At 48.5% G+C, this 18,778-nt stretch carries 18 protein-coding genes and 1 pseudogene; all 19 read left to right on the top strand.

Translation table 11 applies throughout. The features are described from left to right. The first annotated feature begins 61 nt into the window (after positions 1–61). The gene (locus KIO97_RS21980; protein ID WP_285383949.1) at positions 62–2,074 is read left to right on the top strand and encodes a flagellar hook-length control protein FliK; all 2,013 of its coding nucleotides are present in this window, start codon (positions 62–64) and stop codon (positions 2,072–2,074) included. Between the two features lie 36 nt (positions 2,075–2,110). Further along, positions 2,111–2,611: a flagellar basal body-associated protein FliL gene (gene fliL / locus KIO97_RS21975; RefSeq protein WP_285383948.1), complete on the top strand. Its 501-nt coding sequence runs from the start codon at positions 2,111–2,113 to the stop codon at positions 2,609–2,611. A 7-nt stretch (positions 2,612–2,618) separates the two neighbouring features. After that, entirely contained in the window at positions 2,619–3,665 is a 1,047-nt protein-coding gene (fliM, locus tag KIO97_RS21970) for a flagellar motor switch protein FliM (protein ID WP_005433073.1), read from the top strand. 98 nt (positions 3,666–3,763) lie between these two features. After that, a complete protein-coding gene (fliN, locus tag KIO97_RS21965; protein ID WP_005433003.1) occupies positions 3,764–4,174 on the top strand; it encodes a flagellar motor switch protein FliN in 411 nt (136 codons plus the stop codon). Position 4,175: 1 nt separating this feature from the next. Continuing rightward, positions 4,176–4,589, top strand: a complete 414-nt coding sequence (gene fliO, locus KIO97_RS21960) for a flagellar biosynthetic protein FliO (RefSeq protein ID WP_005531095.1) — start codon at positions 4,176–4,178, stop codon at positions 4,587–4,589. After that, entirely contained in the window at positions 4,576–5,445 is an 870-nt protein-coding gene (gene fliP / locus KIO97_RS21955) for a flagellar type III secretion system pore protein FliP (protein WP_285383947.1), read from the top strand. The genes fliO and fliP overlap by 14 nt, the downstream gene beginning before the upstream one ends. A gap of 27 nt (positions 5,446–5,472) precedes the next feature. Next, complete coding sequence (fliQ, locus tag KIO97_RS21950) at positions 5,473–5,742, top strand: flagellar biosynthesis protein FliQ (RefSeq protein ID WP_005433008.1); 270 nt, start codon at positions 5,473–5,475, stop codon at positions 5,740–5,742. An 8-nt stretch (positions 5,743–5,750) separates the two neighbouring features. Next, entirely contained in the window at positions 5,751–6,533 is a 783-nt protein-coding gene (fliR, locus tag KIO97_RS21945) for a flagellar biosynthetic protein FliR (RefSeq protein WP_005433005.1), read from the top strand. A gap of 9 nt (positions 6,534–6,542) precedes the next feature. Beyond that, positions 6,543–7,673 (top strand): flagellar biosynthesis protein FlhB, encoded by a 1,131-nt coding sequence (gene flhB, locus KIO97_RS21940; protein WP_005433060.1) that lies wholly within the window; start codon positions 6,543–6,545, stop codon positions 7,671–7,673. Between the two features lie 239 nt (positions 7,674–7,912). Then, complete coding sequence (gene flhA / locus KIO97_RS21935) at positions 7,913–10,012, top strand: flagellar biosynthesis protein FlhA (RefSeq protein ID WP_045377431.1); 2,100 nt, start codon at positions 7,913–7,915, stop codon at positions 10,010–10,012. A gap of 27 nt (positions 10,013–10,039) precedes the next feature. Then, positions 10,040–11,551 carry a flagellar biosynthesis protein FlhF gene (flhF, locus tag KIO97_RS21930; RefSeq protein WP_005531106.1) on the top strand — a complete coding sequence of 504 codons (1,512 nt, stop codon included), beginning with the start codon at positions 10,040–10,042 and terminating at the stop codon, positions 11,549–11,551. 14 nt (positions 11,552–11,565) lie between these two features. Then, positions 11,566–12,453 (top strand): MinD/ParA family protein, encoded by an 888-nt coding sequence (locus KIO97_RS21925; protein ID WP_005433167.1) that lies wholly within the window; start codon positions 11,566–11,568, stop codon positions 12,451–12,453. Beyond that, on the top strand, positions 12,446–13,180 hold the full coding sequence (locus KIO97_RS21920) for an RNA polymerase sigma factor FliA (protein WP_005433165.1): 735 nt from the start codon (positions 12,446–12,448) through the stop codon (positions 13,178–13,180). The genes KIO97_RS21925 and KIO97_RS21920 overlap by 8 nt, the downstream gene beginning before the upstream one ends. Positions 13,181–13,225: 45 nt before the next feature. Then, positions 13,226–13,594: a chemotaxis response regulator CheY gene (gene cheY / locus KIO97_RS21915; protein WP_017635949.1), complete on the top strand. Its 369-nt coding sequence runs from the start codon at positions 13,226–13,228 to the stop codon at positions 13,592–13,594. A gap of 119 nt (positions 13,595–13,713) precedes the next feature. Further along, positions 13,714–14,454 (top strand): protein phosphatase CheZ, encoded by a 741-nt coding sequence (locus KIO97_RS21910; protein WP_005433162.1) that lies wholly within the window; start codon positions 13,714–13,716, stop codon positions 14,452–14,454. A gap of 9 nt (positions 14,455–14,463) precedes the next feature. After that, a complete protein-coding gene (locus KIO97_RS21905) occupies positions 14,464–16,710 on the top strand; it encodes a chemotaxis protein CheA (protein ID WP_285383946.1) in 2,247 nt (748 codons plus the stop codon). Positions 16,711–16,739: 29 nt separating this feature from the next. Next, positions 16,740–17,855, top strand: a complete 1,116-nt coding sequence (locus KIO97_RS21900; RefSeq protein WP_045421682.1) for a chemotaxis response regulator protein-glutamate methylesterase — start codon at positions 16,740–16,742, stop codon at positions 17,853–17,855. An 8-nt stretch (positions 17,856–17,863) separates the two neighbouring features. After that, the gene (locus KIO97_RS21895; protein ID WP_005531116.1) at positions 17,864–18,643 is read left to right on the top strand and encodes a ParA family protein; all 780 of its coding nucleotides are present in this window, start codon (positions 17,864–17,866) and stop codon (positions 18,641–18,643) included. Further along, positions 18,633–18,778: pseudogene (locus KIO97_RS21890) on the top strand (chemotaxis protein CheW); the annotation flags it as partial. The gene KIO97_RS21895 and the pseudogene KIO97_RS21890, both read left to right, overlap by 11 nt.

Raw genomic sequence — 18,778 nt, 5'->3', positions numbered from 1 at the left:
TGCCGCCCATGTGCAATCCGACAGCGACTTGCTCAACGCTGCCGATGACGAGAGTTTCTATATGAATGTGAATTTATCCAATGTTTCTGCAACCAATAAGGCGTCGGTTTCCGATTCTTCAAATAAAGTTGATGCAGAAAACCCTGAAAGCAAAGGTTTTTTTGAAACCTTAGCTGGGGTATTTACTGATTCACAAAAAAACGAAAAAGCAGTTGCGAAATCTGATGCACCAGACGCTGCTGCAGAAACCTCGGAGGAGGCTGGGAAGGTGGTATCCCAGAACTCACAAGGTGAGAGCCAAGAAAAAGTCGCGCAAGATACAGGCAATGCGACCTCGACAGAATCAACCGATGAGTTGCTTGCTCAAGGGGAAGGGAAACAAGCGACGAATAGTTCTGTTGAATCCTCAGAAAATGTCGCCTCTTCTAGCAATGTTAAGGCATCAAATTCATCAGACGACACAAGCCTAAGTGAAACGAAAGTGAGTAAAGCTGATGTCGCTGATCAAGCCTCCGATTCTCAAGTAAAAAATGCAATGGGAGAGGGACAGCAGTTATTGGGTCGCATAGAGCAAGCAAACCAAACGCTTAAGCCTAATGAGCAACTAGTTGATAGCGGCAAAGCATTGCCACCAGAGGCAGTATCAACACAAAGCGTTGCTCAACAGGAAAAAGACACGCCACTTACTCCAGAACAACAAGCAATGCTTTCTGCTAAGCAATCCGACCCACAAAGCGGCGCGGCGCAACCTGCTGGCAGTGACAAAGTGACGTTGGATGCCAATGGTAAACCCGTTGTATTGACGACGGAATCAGCCTCGAACGTACAAGCAGCAAACACAAATCAAGCGGCTCCAGTTATCGCACAAATTGACTGGAATTCACCAAGCTCTCAAGCCGCCCATAATGAAGCGATGGTAAATGCTACGACGCAAGCGGCGGTTAACGGTCAAGTTGTTACACAAGGCGCGCAGGTGTTAGCGGGAACTGAAGCGCTACAATCAGTATTGCCAACAGATGCACAGACAACGAATACCGAGGTTGCGGACGTAAAGCGTATCTCATTGGATGAGCTGCAAGTCATCGACACTAAACTTGCTCAAGGAAAGCCACTGTCTCAGCAAGAACTTGATGTGATTGAAGGGCTAAAAACGGGTGAGTTGGTAGCTGATATTCCGGTACAAGAATTAGCGCAATTCATCGCTTTACCAAGTGATGTCAAAGTGGCGATGGCGGAGCATCAAGCCGTTCATAACCAAACTCGTGTGGCCGCTTCAACAGTTGCGGCTCAACAGGCTCATCAGCTAGTCACGCAGGACATGAAGCACGCTGCAGCTCAAGCGAGTGGGCAGGCAGCAGTATCCCCAAATGCTGACAAAGCCGCGTTATCTGCAATGCCAGAAGCGCTAGTGGCAGCGAATTTAAACCCAGCAGCGCAGGCGGCTTCTAGTGCAGAGCTGAGTAAGAAAGTGATGAATGCTGGCCTTGCTGCAGGCGCATTGAAAGGTGCAACGAATAAGCAAGATAAGCCTGACCCACAACATGGTTTAGCGGGACAAATTCAAGCGGCAGCAGGTCAACAAGGCGTGACTGCTCAGCAACAAGCTCGTGTCGATGCTGCCCAGCAAGCACAACTACCGTTGCAACTAACCAAAGAACTGGCCAATGACCAAGTGGCCGAGAAAGTACAAATGATGATGTCGAAGAACTTAAAGAACCTCGATATCCGTCTTGATCCGCCTGAACTTGGTCGTATGCAGATCCGCATGACAATGAACAACGATCTCGCTAACGTTCATTTCACGGTGGCAAACCCACAAGCTCGTGACTTGATTGAACAAACGCTGCCTCGACTAAGAGAAATGTTGGCTCAGCAAGGCATGCAATTGGCAGATTCTTCGGTTCAACAACAAAGCAGTGGTCAGCAACAAAGTGGTTACGCGAATGCGGAACAAAACGGTCAAGGCTCTCAAGGTCGTGGATTTTCTGGTCAGTCAGATGAAAACTTTGATGCCGACACGAATCTTGATTTGAATGTGGTTTCAAAGCGTGATGGAATTAGTTTTTACGCATAAAATAGCGGCCTAAAAACAGAACAATAAGAGACAGTAATGGCAGAAGAACAGCTACAAGGTGCGGATGCACCAAAAGGAAAAAGTAAGTTACTGATCATCATTATCGCAGTGGTGGTTTTGCTCCTCGGTGGTGGTGCAGCAGCCTTCTTTTTGATGGGGGCTGATGAACCTGCGCAAGCCGCACAAGCGGAGCAAACACAAGCGCAAACGGCAGCCGCGCCAATCGCGTATGTGAACATCGCACAACCGTTTATTTTTAACGTGACGGGTGACCGTCGTGACAGACTAGTACAAATCAAAGCCCAGCTGATGGTGCGCGGCAGTGAGAATGAGCAACTAGCTCGTTATCACTCTCCACTGATCGAAAGCTCACTGCTATCGACGTTTGCTTCTGCGACGGTAGAGCAATTGCGTTCACCAACTGGTCGTGTGGAATTACGTGACCGTGCTTCCGATGACATCAAAGCGGCATTGAACGCTGCGGTGGGTAAGCCAGTGATTGAAAAAGTACTGTTTACAGATTTTGTAATTCAATAGGTATAACGTGACCGATCTATTAAGCCAAGACGAGATTGATGCGCTACTGCACGGGGTTGACGACGTTGATGACGTTGATGAACCCATGGATGCCGGCGACGAGAGTGCCGTCAGTTTCGACTTCTCGTCTCAAGACAGGATTGTCCGTGGTCGGATGCCGACGCTCGAACTTATCAACGAGCGCTTTGCCCGGCACATGCGAATCAGCCTGTTTAACATGTTGCGTAAAACCGCTGAGGTGTCGATTAACGGCGTACAGATGATGAAGTTTGGTGAATACCAAAATACGCTGTACGTACCGACAAGTTTGAACATGGTGCGCTTCCGTCCACTAAAAGGCACGGCGCTGATCACCATGGAAGCACGCTTAGTGTTTATTCTGGTAGAGAACTTCTTTGGTGGCGATGGTCGTTTCCACGCCAAAATTGAAGGTCGTGAATTTACCCCAACTGAGCGTCGCATTATCCAGCTTTTGCTGAAAATTGTTTTCGAAGACTACAAAGAAGCGTGGTCGCCGGTGATGGGTGTGGAGTTCGAGTATCTCGACTCCGAAGTAAACCCGAGCATGGCCAATATCGTGAGCCCGACCGAAGTGATTGTGGTGAGCTCATTCCACATTGAAGTCGATGGCGGCGGTGGTGATTTCCACGTGGTGATGCCTTACTCAATGGTGGAGCCGATCCGTGAATTGCTCGATGCGGGTGTTCAATCTGACAAGATGGAAACCGACGTTCGTTGGAGCTCTGCACTGCGTGAAGAGATCATGGATTGCCCAGTTAACTTCCGCGTGAACTTGCTAGAGAAAGACATTTCTCTGCGCGATTTGATGGAGCTGCAACCAGGCGATGTCATCCCGATTGAGATGCCTGAGCACGCGACCATGTTCATCGAAGATTTACCGACTTACCGCGTGAAGATGGGTCGCTCCGAAGATAAGATGGCGGTACAAATCTCCGAAGAGATTGAACGCCCTCACGTTGTAAAAACCGATTTAGCGTTCTTGGGCAAAGACATCATGTCTGAACTTGAGCACGACGACGATAAAGACGATTAAAACCCTTACTCAATACCATCGCCTCGCTTCTGACTCTCAATCAAACGGTCATGAAGGAAGAAATAGGGCGCAAGTAAGGTTTAACACAGGACAGAAAAATGGAACCAAGTGACGATCAAAAGCTAGCAGACGAATGGGCAGCCGCTCTTGGCGAAGACCCGTCTGCACCTTCAATTGATGTTGATGAAGTATTGGCAGCGCCACTGGAAGAGTTGAAAGACACCTCTAGCCCAATCACGGATGATGAGCGTCGTAAGCTCGACACCATCATGGACATCCCAGTCACCATTTCGATGGAAGTGGGCCGTTCACAAATCAGCATCCGTAACCTGCTGCAGTTGAACCAAGGTTCGGTTGTCGAACTTGATCGCCTTGCGGGTGAATCGCTCGACGTATTGGTGAACGGCACTTTGATTGCACACGGCGAAGTCGTGGTCGTCAACGATAAGTTTGGTATTCGTCTTACCGACGTGATCAGCCAAACTGAACGCATCAAAAAGCTACGTTAATATGAGCAGTTCAATCAAAACTCGATTGAAGCAAATCACAGGAGCACTTGGCTTAACGCTAAGTGCTCCTTATGCATTTGCTGCCGCGCCAAGTAATTTAGATTTGGCGACAACACTGGGCTCTTTGGTGTTGGTTATTGGTGTGATCCTTCTGCTTGCTTGGATGTTGAAACGCATGCAAGTGCCAGCACTAGGTCAGCAAAAAGGGCTGCGCATTGTTAGTCAGCTACCCGTTGGCACCAAAGAACGAATTGCGGTCGTCCAAGTCGGTGAAGAGCAGTTCTTGGTGGGCATCACTAGCCAATCTATTCAAACGCTTGCCAAACTTGAAACGCCATTGAAAGAGGAAGAGTTGGCTTCCGGTGCTTTTGCTAGCCAGTTCAGCCAACTAATAAAAAAACATGACAAAGGATAACTCATTCCGCCTGATGCTCAGCACCTTTGCGTTGCTGATTGGCGTACTGTTTTCTTCGCTTTCGTTTGCTCAAGCAGAGGAATCCGCGCTTCCTGCTAATCTCGCTCAAGGCGACAGCGTGACAGTAAAAGCGATGGAGAACGAATCGGGCTCGAGCCGCAGCATGTCGGTGGGCAATGGTGGAGGCATTCCCGCGTTCACCATGACGACCAATGCCGACGGCAGCGAAGACTACTCGGTGACGCTGCAAATTCTTGCGTTGATGACCATGCTTGGCTTCTTGCCAGCGATGGTGATTTTGATGACCTCATTCACTCGTATCGTGGTGGTGATGTCCATCTTGCGACAAGCAATGGGTCTGCAACAAACGCCTTCGAACCAAGTCATCATTGGTATTGCGCTCTTTCTTACCTTCTTCGTGATGTCGCCGGTTCTGAATGAGATTAATGACAACGCGATTCAGCCTTATTTGAATGAGCAAGTGACGGCACGCCAAGCGTTCGATGCTGCGCAAGTTCCAATGAAAGCCTTTATGCTTAAGCAGACACGAATCAAAGACCTAGAGACCTTTGTGAACATGTCTGGTGAGCAGGTAACGAACCCAGAAGATGTCTCTATGGCAGTGTTGATTCCGGCATTCATTACCTCTGAGCTCAAGACCGCGTTCCAAATTGGTTTCATGTTGTTCCTGCCGTTTTTGATCATCGACTTGGTTGTTGCATCGGTGTTGATGGCGATGGGTATGATGATGCTTTCACCAATGATCGTATCGCTGCCATTTAAGCTGATGTTGTTTGTGCTAGTGGACGGTTGGAATCTGATATTGTCGACACTCGCCGGCAGTTTTGCCCTTTAGATTGGCACAGAGAGAAGAGGGTAAGACATGACTCCTGAAATGTTTGTCGAGCTTTTCCGTGATGCACTGTGGATGGTGCTGATCATGGTCTGTGCCATTATCATCCCAAGTTTGCTTATCGGTCTTGTCGTTGCCATTTTCCAAGCGGCAACCTCTATCAACGAACAAACGTTGAGTTTCTTACCACGTTTGATTGTCACTTTGTTGGCTCTGATGCTGTTTGGCCACTGGATGACACAGATGTTGATGGAATACTTCTTTGGTTTGATTGAACGTCTGCCACAGGTGCTTTACTAGAGGCGCGTATGGAGTATCCGACCCATATCGTCCTCGACTGGATCGCAAACTACTTTTGGCCCTATACCCGCATCTCTGCCATGTTGATGGTGATGACGGTAACTGGGGCACGCTTCGTCTCGCCTCGAATTCGGCTCTATCTTGGTCTCGCGATTACTTTTGCGGTCGCGCCTGCGATTCCTGCCGTGCCTCAAGACATTGAATTACTCTCTTTCCGTGGTTTTATGACCATCGCAGAGCAAATCGTTATTGGCGTTGCGATGGGCATGGTGACCCAGTTTATGATTCAAACCTTTGTTCTACTTGGTCAGATCTTGGGTATGCAATCGAGCTTGGGTTTTGCCTCGATGGTGGACCCTGCGAACGGTCAAAACACGCCTTTGCTTGGTCAGCTGTTTATGTTTTTGGCGACCATGTTCTTCCTCGCTACCGACGGGCATTTAAAAATGCTGCAATTGGTGGTGTTCAGTTTTAAAACCTTGCCGATTGGGTCCGGCTCGCTCAATGCGGTCGACTTCCGTGAAATGGCGAGTTGGCTTGGCATCATGTTTAAGACGGCACTGAGTATGTCGTTGTCGGGCATTATCGCGCTGCTCACGATTAACTTGTCATTCGGTGTAATGACACGTGCCGCACCACAGCTGAATATCTTCTCACTCGGTTTTGCCTTTGCCTTGATGGTGGGCTTGTTACTTTGTTGGTACATTCTGGCTGGTTTGTACAGCCATTATGAATTGTTCTGGGCAGTGGGTGAGGAGCAGATTTGTAACCTCATTCGCTTGGATTGCTAGGAGGCTGGATTGGCAGAGTCAGACGGTCAGGAACGCACCGAAGAAGCCACGCCCCGACGGTTACAACAAGCCAGAGAGAAGGGGCAGGTTGCTCGGTCTAAAGAGCTCGCATCGGCATCCGTGCTGATCGTGGGCGCTATCGCCTTGATGTGGTTTGGCGAGTCTTTGGCGCGCTCGTTGTTTTCAATTATGAGTCGTTTGTTTGACCTTACTCGTGATGAAATCTTCGATACCGCAAAGCTATTCGATATTGCCTTTGGAGCAATGACGGATCTGCTGTTCCCACTGTTCCTTATTCTTATCACTTTGTTTGTTGCCGCCATGATTGGTGCAGCGGGCGTCGGTGGTATTAGCTTTTCTGCCGAAGCGGCGATGCCAAAGCTCTCCAAGATGAACCCGCTCAGTGGTCTAAAACGCATGGTGGGTATGCAGAGTTGGGTCGAGCTGATCAAATCAATTCTGAAAGTCGCATTGGTGACGGGGATGGCGATCTATCTGATCCAAGCGTCGCAAGCGGATTTGATTCAGCTAAGCATGGATGTGTACCCGCAAAATATCTTCCACGCTTTGGATATTTTGCTCAACTTTATCCTGCTGATCAGCTGCTCCTTGCTTATCGTCGTGGCGATCGATATTCCGTTCCAGATTTGGCAACATGCTGATCAGCTTAAAATGACCAAACAAGAGATCAAAGACGAATACAAAGAGACCGAAGGTAAGCCGGAAGTGAAAGGTCGTATTCGTATGTTGCAGCGGGAAGCGGCTCAACGTCGAATGATGGCCGATGTGCCGCAGGCCGACGTTATTATTACCAACCCGGAGCATTTTTCTGTTGCGTTGCGTTATAAGCAGAAAACCGATCGTGCTCCAGTGGTGATCGCCAAAGGTACCGACCATATGGCGATGAAGATCCGAGAAGTGGCACGTGAACACGACATTACCATTGTGCCAGCTCCGCCATTGGCACGTGCGCTTTACCACACCACAGAGTTAGAGCAGGAAATTCCAGACGGTTTATTTACTGCCGTGGCACAAGTTCTGGCGTTTGTGTTCCAACTTAAACAGTACCGTAAGCGTGGTGGGCAACGACCGAAAATTCAGGATTACGACTTACCAATCCCACCTGAACATCGTCACTAATGAAAATAATTGCATGGTGTGATTAGACAAAAATTCACATTAGATCAAAGGATTGTGATTTCTTTGAGCAACCAGTCATTATTTTGGCGTTAATCATGGTACACACATTGCTTATATCGTGCTAATCAACAACAATACCTAAACTTTTAGGCGAAAGCCGTCGCGTAATACTAGTTACATGTGTGTACTCACATGCTTCTTTTACGTGATGCTCCAGACCGATTGAGACACCTCGCAGTATGAAGTTAAGCCTGCCATTTGCAGATAAATTACCAAGAATTCCTCAGCGCTCCATGCCTGCCATTGGTGCGCCTGTTATGGTACTGGCCACCCTTGCAATGGTGGTGCTACCTATACCTGCATTCCTGCTGGATTTATTCTTCACCTTTAACATCGCCTTGGCCATGGTGGTGTTGTTAGTGACCGTTTACACACGTCGTCCACTCGACTTTGCGGCGTTCCCAACCGTTCTGCTTATCGCGACGTTGTTACGTTTGGCGCTGAACGTTGCTTCAACTCGTGTTGTACTTCTGTACGGTCATGAAGGGGGCAATGCGGCCGGTAACGTAATCGAAGCCTTCGGTAACGTTGTTATCGGTGGTAACTACGCCGTCGGTCTGGTGGTCTTCCTTATCTTGATGATCATTAACTTCATGGTTGTAACCAAAGGTGCGGGTCGTATTTCAGAGGTAAGTGCTCGCTTTACCTTGGATGCCTTGCCAGGTAAGCAGATGGCAATCGACGCGGACTTGAACGCTGGTTTGATTGACCAAGACCAAGCGCGTTTACGCCGTTTTGAAGTGACCAAAGAAGCGGACTTTTACGGCTCAATGGACGGTGCGTCTAAATTCGTAAAAGGTGATGCGATTGCGGGTATTTTAATCCTGTTCATCAACATCATTGGCGGTCTATCCATTGGTATGGCGCAATACGGTTTGGGCTTCTCTGAAGCAATGCAAATCTACACCTTGCTGACTATCGGTGACGGCTTGGTGGCACAAATTCCATCGCTGTTATTGTCTATCGCGGCTGCGATGATGGTAACGCGTCAAAATACTGATGAAGACATGGGCGAACAGCTGATTTTCCAGATGTTCGACAACCCGAAAGCCCTCATGATCACTGCAGCCATCCTTGGTGTGATGGGTATCGTACCGGGCATGCCTCACTTCTCATTCTTGTCATTAGCTGCTGTAGCTGGTGGTGCAGCTTACTGGCTCGACAAGAAGCAAAAACAAAAAGCCAAAGAGCCTGCTTTACCCGCTAAAGCAGAAGATGGCAGTGAACCGATTTCTCAACGTGAGTTGTCGTGGGATGACGTACAACCCGTCGATATCATCGGTCTAGAAGTAGGCTATCGCCTGATCCCATTGGTGGATCGCGACCAAGGTGGTGAGCTGCTAGAGCGCGTGAAGGGGGTGCGTAAAAAGCTCTCTCAAGACTTCGGTTTTTTGATTCCTGCGGTGCATATCCGTGACAACCTAGAACTGACACCAAACAGCTACCGCATCACCTTGATGGGGGTTGCCGTGGGTGAGGCAGAAATTCGTCCAGATCAAGAGCTAGCGATTAACCCCGGTCAGGTTTACGGCATGATTGAAGGTGAGCCGACGATGGACCCTGCATTCGGTTTAGAAGCGGTTTGGATTCGTGAAGAGCAACGTGAACATGCTCAAGCATTAGGTTACACCGTGGTGGACTCATCGACGGTGCTTGCTACCCATTTGAGCCAACTACTGACTAACAACGCGTCACAATTGATTGGTCATGAAGAAGTACAGAACCTATTGGAAATGCTCGGTCGCAGTGCGCCTAAGCTGGTTGAGAACTTTGTTCCTGACCAACTTCAGCTTGGTGTGGTGGTGAAAGTCCTACAAAACCTGCTCAATGAAGCGATTCCAATTCGTGATATTCGAACCATCGTACAAACCTTGGCGGAGTACTCGAGTAAGAGTCAAGAACCTGACATTTTAACTGCCGCAGTACGCATTAGTTTGAAACGTCTAATTGTTCAAGAAATCAATGGGATAGAGCCTGAACTACCAGTGATTACTTTGATTCCTGAACTGGAACAAATATTGCATCAAACCATGCAGGCTTCAGGCGGCGAATCTGCCGGTATTGAACCGGGATTGGCTGAGCGACTTCAGTCCTCCCTGAGCCAAGCGACACAAGAGCAAGAACTGAAAGGCGAGCCTGCGGTTCTGCTGACATCTGGCGTATTGCGTTCGACATTAGCGAAGTTCGTTAAGAACACGATACCTAACCTCCGAGTACTGTCTTACCAAGAAATACCGGACGAAAAGCAGATCAGAATTGTGCAAGCCGTGGGCAACTAACCCGCGCATCATTAATGGATTTATAGTTTGAAAATTAAACGATTTTTTGCCAAAGACATGAGAACGGCGCTGCTCCAAGTGAAAGAAGAGCTTGGTGCAGAAGCAGTGATCATGTCGAATAAGAAAGTGGCAGGCGGTGTAGAGATCGTAGCGGCAATCGATGGTGAGTCGAACGCAGCACCAACTTCGCAAGCACACTCTCTTCCTAATCGTGGCGCAGCTCAACCAAATCGTTATAGCGAACAACGTCAATTGCCGTCATCCGCAGCAGAGCGTTATCAAGATCGCCGTTTGGATGAAGACAGAATTAGCCTAAACGCAAACAGCGAAAAATCAGGCTCGATGACGCAACGTTTCGCCAACATGCTCAAGCAATACAGCGGCGGGGCAGCAGAATCCGATGACCATGTGGCAGAGAACGAAGACTCTCTGTCGGCATTGCTGCAGCGCCAAAATAAGCACCGTGAAAGCTATAACCAAGAGAAGCCAGCACCCTATCAACCAGACTCGCCATTGGCGAAGCTGATTGCACAAGATAACCGATTCGACCGCCCAACGCCTAAGTTGGATCCAACGCGCTATGACCGTCGTCGTCCATCGGATGAGCGAGAAGATTCAGAAAGTGAGCTGGAGAACATGCGCGAAGAGATGACCTCAATTCGTCGTCTGTTGGAACATCAAGTGTCAGGTTTAATGTGGCAAGAGGTAGAGCGTCGTGAGCCATTGCGTGCGATGTTGATTAAGCGTTTGGAACGCATGGGTGTATCACCTGAGCTTGCAGACCAGATGGCTTGCTACATTCCAGAAGATACCAAACCGGCGCGAGCTTGGAAGGCACTGCTTTCTCTCGTGGCGGATCAAATCAGCATTCCAAAACAAGACATCTTGAAGCGTGGTGGTGTGGTTGCACTGCTTGGCCCAACAGGTGTTGGTAAAACCACCACGGTTGCAAAGCTTGCAGCGCGTGCGGCAATGGAGTTTGGTGCCGACAATGTCGCCCTTGTGACAACAGATACATATCGCATAGGTGCACATGAGCAGCTCTCAATTTACGGAAGAATTATGGGTTGTCCCGTAAGAGTTGCTAAAGATTCTAACGAGTTAGCCGATGTTATATATCAGCTACGAAACAGAAGACTGATTTTGGTCGATACGGCAGGGATGGGGCAACGAGATGTAAGACTCTCTGAGCAGCTTGATACCCTAATGCAAGAGAGCGGAGAAGTGATTCACAGCTACCTTGTTTTGCCAGCTACCGCACAACGTCGTGTTCTACAAGAAACGCTGGATCATTTCCGACGCATTCCGTTGTCGGGCTGTATTTTGACTAAGCTTGATGAATCGTTGAGTTTAGGTGAATTCATCAGCGTGGTGATTCAGAACGCGATGCCAGTGGCCTACATTGCCAATGGTCAGCGCGTGCCAGAAGACATTGTGATAGCACAACCAAAATACATGATTGCGAAAGCAAATGAACTGTTAGAGAAGTCGACAGAGAACGAACCTCACTTTTGGAACAGTGACAGCGAAGGACTCTAGGGCGGCGGACTACTATGACTGAGAATATGATACACGATCAAGCAAGCGGCCTCCGTCGCTTAACACAACCATCATTGACTAAAGTAATTGCTGTTACTGGCGGTAAAGGTGGCGTGGGTAAATCAAACGTAACACTGGGTCTGGCGATCTGTATGGCACGCCAAGGCAAAAAGGTGATGGTTCTCGATGCTGACCTAGGTCTAGCCAATGTGGACGTTATGCTCGGAATCCGTTCAAAACGTAACCTAGGGCATGTCCTTGCGGGTGAATGTGAGCTAAAAGATGCGATTGTTGAAGGCCCTTATGGTATAAAGATAGTCCCTGCAACTTCTGGCACACAAAGCATGACCGAGCTGTCTCACGCTCAACATGCTGGACTCATCCGTGCATTTGGTAGCCTTGAAGAAGAAATGGACGTCCTGCTGATTGATACAGCAGCGGGCATTTCTGACATGGTGATTAGCTTTTCACGTGCAGCTCAAGATGTTGTGGTTGTTGTCTGCGATGAGCCGACTTCTATCACAGATGCCTACGCATTAATCAAGCTGTTGAGTAAAGAACACCAGGTTCAGCGCTTCAAAGTTGTTGCAAATATGGTCAGAAGCTACCGTGAAGGCAGAGAATTATTCGCAAAGTTGACACTAGTCACAGAGCGCTTCTTGAATGTCAGCCTTGAACTCGTAGCATGTATTCCATTGGATGACAAAGTACGTCAAGCCGTGAAAAGACAGAAGATTGTTGTGGATGCATTCCCTCGTTCTCCTGCGGCTTTAGCGATCAGCTCATTAGCGAACAAAGCTCTGACGTGGCCACTGCCAAAAACACCAAGTGGACACCTAGAGTTTTTTGTCGAAAGACTGTTAAATCGTACTGAATTCACAGAGGACCCTTTTGGTGAATAAAGCGATTACCTATGACCAACATGGCAAATTTAACAGCCAGCAGGCGTTCATTGAACGTTACTCGGTGTTGGTTAAGCGTATTGCTCATCACCTGTTAGGCCGTTTACCGCCGAGTGTTCAGGTAGAAGATTTAATTCAGGCCGGCATGATCGGCCTTATCGAAGCTCAGCAGAATTATGATGGTTCTAAAGGTGCGAGCTTTGAAACTTATGCAGGTATCCGAATTCGCGGTGCAATGTTAGATGACATTCGCAAAGGCGACTGGGTGCCTCGTTCTGTTCATAAGAACAATCGCGAAATTAACCAAGCGATCGCAGAGCTGGAAGGCGTACTAAATCGTGACCCATCGGACTCAGAAGTAGCAGCGCATCTTGGTATGACACTAGACCAATATCATAGTGCACTTACCGACATAAACTGTTCAAAACTGGTGGGAATTGAAGATTTAGGTGTCTCTGATGATGTGATTTCACCGGCTGATGAAACTGATGACAGCAACCCATTTAAGGGCGTTGCTGATGAATCGTTCAAAAAAGCACTGGTTGAATCAATAAAACAACTTCCAGAGCGTGAAGCGCTAGTACTTTCGCTTTATTATGACGAAGAACTCAATTTGAAAGAGATTGGCGACGTGTTGGGTGTAAGCGAATCTCGCGTAAGCCAAATACTGAGTCAAGCGATGCAACGTTTACGCACCAAGCTCAGTGCGTGGACACAAAATGACTAAACACACTGATTTTACGATTCAGTGGAGGCAATTTTGAATAAAAACATGAAGATCCTTATTGTTGATGATTTCTCAACAATGCGCCGTATTGTTAAAAACCTGCTTCGTGACTTGGGTTTCAATAACACTCAGGAAGCGGACGATGGTTTAACCGCATTACCTATGCTGAAAAAAGGTGACTTCGACTTTGTTGTAACTGACTGGAACATGCCAGGTATGCAGGGCATCGACTTGCTGAAACACATCCGTGCCGATGCAGAACTTAAGCACCTACCTGTTCTAATGATCACAGCAGAAGCAAAGCGTGAGCAGATCATCGAAGCAGCTCAAGCAGGCGTTAACGGTTACATCGTTAAGCCATTTACGGCTGCAACGCTAAAAGAAAAACTAGATAAAATCTTCGAACGTTTATAACTCTTTCTTTCTCTTTGTTAACCGAGTCATCACTCCTAATACTTAATACTAAAGGGTGGCTCGTTTGACGTTAAAAAAGCGAAAAGGAAGAACTAAACGTAAAAAAGGGTCTATTCAGGATGATCTCACTAGAGCAGGCGAAGTCGCTCGTTCAGATGCTAGAAAGCGGGGAACAAGATCAAGCGAATGCGCTTGTTGCCTCGATATATGAAAGCGATGGGAATCCGATGTTAAAAGAAATCGGAACATTAACCCGCGACCTTCATGATTCACTTAAGCACTTCAATATTGATCAACGCATGACAGAAATTGCCAGGGCGGAAATCCCTGATGCAAGAGACCGTCTGCAATACGTGATTGATAAAACTGAGTTAGCAGCAAATAAAACGATGGACGCGGTAGAGTGCTGTTTGCCTATCGCCGATAACCTGCATGAGTGCCTTCAACAAGTTCGCCCTCAGTGGAACGAACTCATGCACGGACGCATTGAATTAAGCGATTTTAAAGCGCTTTGCCATCGTATTGATGAGCTGTTGGTTCAGGTCGAAGGTGATAGCACTGAATTGCGCGGTCAGCTGACCGAAATTCTTATGGCACAAGACTTCCAAGACTTAACGGGTCAAATCATTCGTCGCGTGATCACGCTTGTCAATGAAGTGGAAGATCGCCTGGTTGAGATCTTGACCGTCTTTTCTGGCAATAAACCAGAAGAACAGACTCAAGTTTTGCCAGAACCGTCAGATAAAAAGATAAAACAATCAAGCGAAGCAGAAGGCCCAATTCTTAATCCTGAGCAAAGGGAAGATGCGGTCTCGTCGCAGGACGAAGTCGACGACTTGTTGTCCAGTCTTGGATTTTAAAGGTAACGTATGAGCTACGATTTAGACGAAGATATTCTTCAGGACTTTCTCATTGAGGCTGGAGAAATCCTAGAGCTGCTTTCTGAGCAGCTTGTTGAACTGGAAAACAATCCAGAAGACAAAGATCTCCTAAACGCGATTTTCCGCGGCTTCCACACAGTGAAAGGCGGTGCTGGTTTCCTATCATTAGCGGAGCTGGTAGATACCTGTCACGGTGCAGAGAACGTGTTCGACGTGTTGCGAAACGGTCAACGTTCAGTGACGCCAAGCCTGATGGACACCATGTTGAAAGCGCTTGATACGGTTAACCATCAATTCCAAGCGGTACAAGATCGTGAACCTCTAGACGCGGCAGATCCTGCGTTGCTAGAAGAGCTTCACCGCCTATGCAAACCAGAGTCTGAAGACGAAGTGGTCGCTGCAGTTGAAGCGCCAGTCGCAACGCCAGAACTTGTGATTCCTGAGCCTGTCATCGAGCAACCAGCTGCGCCAGTTGAGTCTGCTCCTGCATCTTCAAGCGTTGGCTCTGTTGACGAAATCACCCAAGACGAATTTGAAAAGCTATTGGACGAGCTGCACGGTAAAGGTTCTGCTCCGGGTGCGTCTGCACCAGCGCCAGTAGCTCCAGCTGCACCTGTTCAGGCAACTGCGCCTGCAGCGGACAGCGGCGACATTACTGATGATGAATTTGAACGTCTATTGGATGAGCTACACGGTGTGGGTAAGAGCCCATCAGCATCAGATGTTGCTCCAGTAGAGCCGCCTAAAGCGCCAGAGCCAGCTGCTCCAGCAATGTCAGCATCCACTGACGGCGATCTGATGACTGACGAAGAGTTTGAAAAGCTGCTCGACGAATTGCATGGTGCGGGTAAAGGTCCATCTATCGAAGAATTAGACTTTGCAACTAAACCAGCATCAGAAAATGTGGTACCTGAAGCGCCAAAACTGGCACCAGCACCTCAGCCAGCTCCAGTAGCGGCTGCGCCTTCTCCAGCACCAGTTCCGGCTCCTAAGCCAGAAGCAAAACCAGTTGCTGTGAAAGAAGAAGCGAAAGCACCAGCGGTTAAGAAGCCACAAGCGGAAGCGACTGTACGTGTTGATACTTCGACGCTAGACACCATCATGAACATGGTTGGTGAGCTTGTATTGGTGCGTAACCGTTTACTAAGCCTTGGTTTGAACAGCAACGACGAAGAAATGTCGAAAGCGGTAGCAAACCTAGACGTCGTGACTGCAGACCTTCAAGGTGCAGTGATGAAAACGCGCATGCAGCCAATCAAGAAAGTATTTGGCCGTTTCCCACGCGTTGTTCGCGACTTGGCGCGTAACCTAAATAAAGACATCGTGCTTGAAATGCGCGGTGAAGAGACTGACCTAGATAAAAACCTAGTAGAGGCGCTAGCGGATCCATTGATCCACTTGGTGCGTAACTCGGTTGACCACGGTATCGAAATGCCAGACGACCGCGCGAAAGCCGGTAAATCTCGTACTGGTAAAGTCATTCTCTCGGCATCACAAGAAGGCGATCATATCGAACTGGCTATCGTTGACGATGGCGGCGGTATGGATCCGAACAAACTTCGTGGCATCGCAGTGAAACGCGGCATGATGGACGAAGATGCGGCAGCGCGTCTATCAGACAAAGAGTGTTTCAACCTGATCTTTGCACCAGGTTTCTCAAGTAAAGAGAAGATCTCAGACATCTCTGGTCGTGGTGTAGGTATGGACGTGGTGAAGACTGCGATCAACACGCTAAACGGCTCTATCGATATCGATTCAGAGCTGGGCAAGGGCACCAAGATCACCATCAAGGTTCCACTGACACTGGCAATTCTTCCAACACTGATGGTCGGCGTTGGCGGTCATCCGTTCGCTCTGCCATTGGCGTCGGTGAACGAGATTTTCCACTTAGATCTAAGCCGTACTAACGTGGTGGATGGTCAGTTGACGATCATCGTACGTGATAAGTCTATCCCACTGTTCTACTTGCAGAACTGGTTGGCTTCTAAGTCTCCTCGTGTCCAAGAACGTACAGGCCACGGCCATGTCGTTATTGTACAGATCGGCAGCCAACGTGTTGGTTTTGTTGTGGATACATTGATCGGCCAAGAAGAAGTGGTGATCAAGCCACTAGACAATCTATTGCAAGGCACGCCAGGCATGGCAGGTGCGACGATCACCAGTGATGGCCACATCGCATTGATTCTTGATGTGCCAGACCTACTTAAGCAATACGCTGCAGCTTCGCGCATCTAAGCGAAGCTGGAGTCGATAAAAGGAATAAGATGGCGATTAAAGTACTAGTCGTTGATGATTCGAGTTTTTTCCGTCGTCGCGTAAGCGAAATCATCAACTCAGAATCGCGCCTAGAAGTGATTGACGTTGCGGTTAACGGCAGAGAAGCGGTTGAGAAAGCCAAAACTCTCAAACCTGATGTCATCACAATGGATATTGAAATGCCAGTCATGGACGGTATCACTGCCGTTCGTGAAATCATGGCTGCGTCTCCTACGCCAATCCTGATGTTTTCGTCCCTGACTCACGATGGGGCGAAAGCAACACTTGACGCACTAGACGCGGGTGCGTTGGATTTCTTACCGAAAAAGTTCGAAGACATTGCTCGCAACCGTGATGAAGCGGTGTCACTGCTTCAACAGCGAGTGATTCAAATTGCGTCTAAGCGCGCGTTTATGCGTCGTCCAATTGCGCGACCAGCGGCTGCTGCGACCAGTTCAACAGCGCGTCCTTTGGCTTCTCGCACTGCTACGCCGACTGCATCTGCGCCAAGTCGTCCGATGGCAGCGAAATTCCGTGCATCAGGTAAGAAGTATCAGCTAACAGCAATTGGTACGTCTACTGGCGGTCCTGTTGCGCTACAAAAAATTCTGACTCGTTTGCCTGTCAACTATCCACATCCAATCGTGCTTATCCAACACATGCCAGCGACATTCACAGCGGCATTTGCAAGTCGTCTAAACACGCTATGCAAAATCCAAGTGAAAGAAGCGCAAGATGGTGATGTGCTGCAAGCGGGTGTGGCTTATCTTGCCCCAGGCGGCAAACAGATGATGGTTGACGGTCGTGCTGGTGCTGCTCGTCTTCGTATTATCGATGGCGGCGACCGCATGAACTATAAACCATGTGTTGACGTAACCTTCGGCTCGGCAGCAAAAGTCTACGGCGACAAAGTTTTGTCGATGGTACTGACCGGCATGGGTGCTGATGGTCGTGAAGGTGCACGCATGCTGAAATCAGCAGGCTCTACCATTTGGGCGCAAGATGAAGAAAGCTGTGTGGTTTATGGCATGCCACAAGCGGTTGCGAAAGCAGGCATCTCTACTGAAGATTTACCACTTGAACGCATTGCAGAGCGCATGCTGGTGGAAGTGGGCTTAGCGTAGGAAAGATCATGATCGTTTGGAGTGTAGCTAACCAAAAAGGTGGGGTAGGGAAAACCACATCAACCGTGACATTGGCCGGTCTACTTAGCCAAAAAGGTCATCGTGTTTTGATGGTGGATACCGATCCGCACGCGTCGCTGACGACTTATCTTGGTTATGATCCGGATGCAGTAACATCAAGCTTGTTCGATCTTTTCCAACTCAAGACGTTTTCACGTGAGACGGTGAAACCGTTGATCTTAGAAACCGAGCTTGAAGGGATGGACATCATTCCCGCGCACATGTCGCTTGCTACGCTAGATCGCGTAATGGGCAACCGCAGTGGAATGGGTTTGATCTTGAAGCGCGCATTACAAGCTGTCGCTCAAGACTATGATTATGTCTTGATTGATTGTCCGCCGATTCTAGGTGTGATGATGGTTAACGCACTAGCAGCCAGTGACCGCATTTTGATTCCGGTTCAAACTGAATTCCTTGCGATGAAAGGTCTGGAGCGCATGATTCGCACCCTGACTATCATGCAAAAGTCTCGTCCGGGTGGCTTCAAAGTGACTATCGTTCCGACTATGTACGATAAGCGCACCAAAGCCTCGTTGCAGACACTGACTCAGCTTAAGAAAGACTACCCGAATCAGGTGTGGACTTCGGCTGTGCCGATTGACACCAAATTCCGCGATGCGAGCTTGAAGCATTTGCCTGCATCGCATTTTGCTTCTGGCAGTCGTGGCGTGTTTGCTTACAAGCAACTGTTGATTTACTTGGAGAGGTTAGCGTTCGATGAGCAATAACGACGTACTCTCCAGTGAACAAGCACTTGATGATTACTTCAGTGCTTTGCTTGGCGAAGAGGTCGAAGTTATTGAGCAAGAAGAAGAGCTTGACTTGCTCGCTCAAGAACTATCATCTGCAGAGCCAGAGCCAGA

Origin of the sequence: Vibrio sp. B181a (assembly GCF_030248375.1) — a bacterium.
Taxonomy (GTDB): domain Bacteria; phylum Pseudomonadota; class Gammaproteobacteria; order Enterobacterales; family Vibrionaceae; genus Vibrio; species Vibrio campbellii.
Note: the sequence above shows the minus strand (reverse complement) of the source record. Positions and strands in the feature narration are given on the sequence as shown.

Coding starts and splice junctions, on each gene's coding strand:
- KIO97_RS21895 (WP_005531116.1), top strand. CDS start 17,864: ATGATCGTTTGGAGTGTAGCTAACCAAAAAGGTGGGGTAGGGAAAACC.
- KIO97_RS21910 (WP_005433162.1), top strand. CDS start 13,714: ATGATCTCACTAGAGCAGGCGAAGTCGCTCGTTCAGATGCTAGAAAGC.
- fliN (WP_005433003.1), top strand. CDS start 3,764: ATGGAACCAAGTGACGATCAAAAGCTAGCAGACGAATGGGCAGCCGCT.
- fliP (WP_285383947.1), top strand. CDS start 4,576: ATGACAAAGGATAACTCATTCCGCCTGATGCTCAGCACCTTTGCGTTG.
- fliO (WP_005531095.1), top strand. CDS start 4,176: ATGAGCAGTTCAATCAAAACTCGATTGAAGCAAATCACAGGAGCACTT.
- KIO97_RS21905 (WP_285383946.1), top strand. CDS start 14,464: ATGAGCTACGATTTAGACGAAGATATTCTTCAGGACTTTCTCATTGAG.
- KIO97_RS21900 (WP_045421682.1), top strand. CDS start 16,740: ATGGCGATTAAAGTACTAGTCGTTGATGATTCGAGTTTTTTCCGTCGT.
- KIO97_RS21980 (WP_285383949.1), top strand. CDS start 62: ATGAATGTGAATTTATCCAATGTTTCTGCAACCAATAAGGCGTCGGTT.
- fliR (WP_005433005.1), top strand. CDS start 5,751: ATGGAGTATCCGACCCATATCGTCCTCGACTGGATCGCAAACTACTTT.
- fliL (WP_285383948.1), top strand. CDS start 2,111: ATGGCAGAAGAACAGCTACAAGGTGCGGATGCACCAAAAGGAAAAAGT.
- flhA (WP_045377431.1), top strand. CDS start 7,913: ATGAAGTTAAGCCTGCCATTTGCAGATAAATTACCAAGAATTCCTCAG.
- KIO97_RS21925 (WP_005433167.1), top strand. CDS start 11,566: ATGACTGAGAATATGATACACGATCAAGCAAGCGGCCTCCGTCGCTTA.
- fliQ (WP_005433008.1), top strand. CDS start 5,473: ATGACTCCTGAAATGTTTGTCGAGCTTTTCCGTGATGCACTGTGGATG.
- cheY (WP_017635949.1), top strand. CDS start 13,226: ATGAAGATCCTTATTGTTGATGATTTCTCAACAATGCGCCGTATTGTT.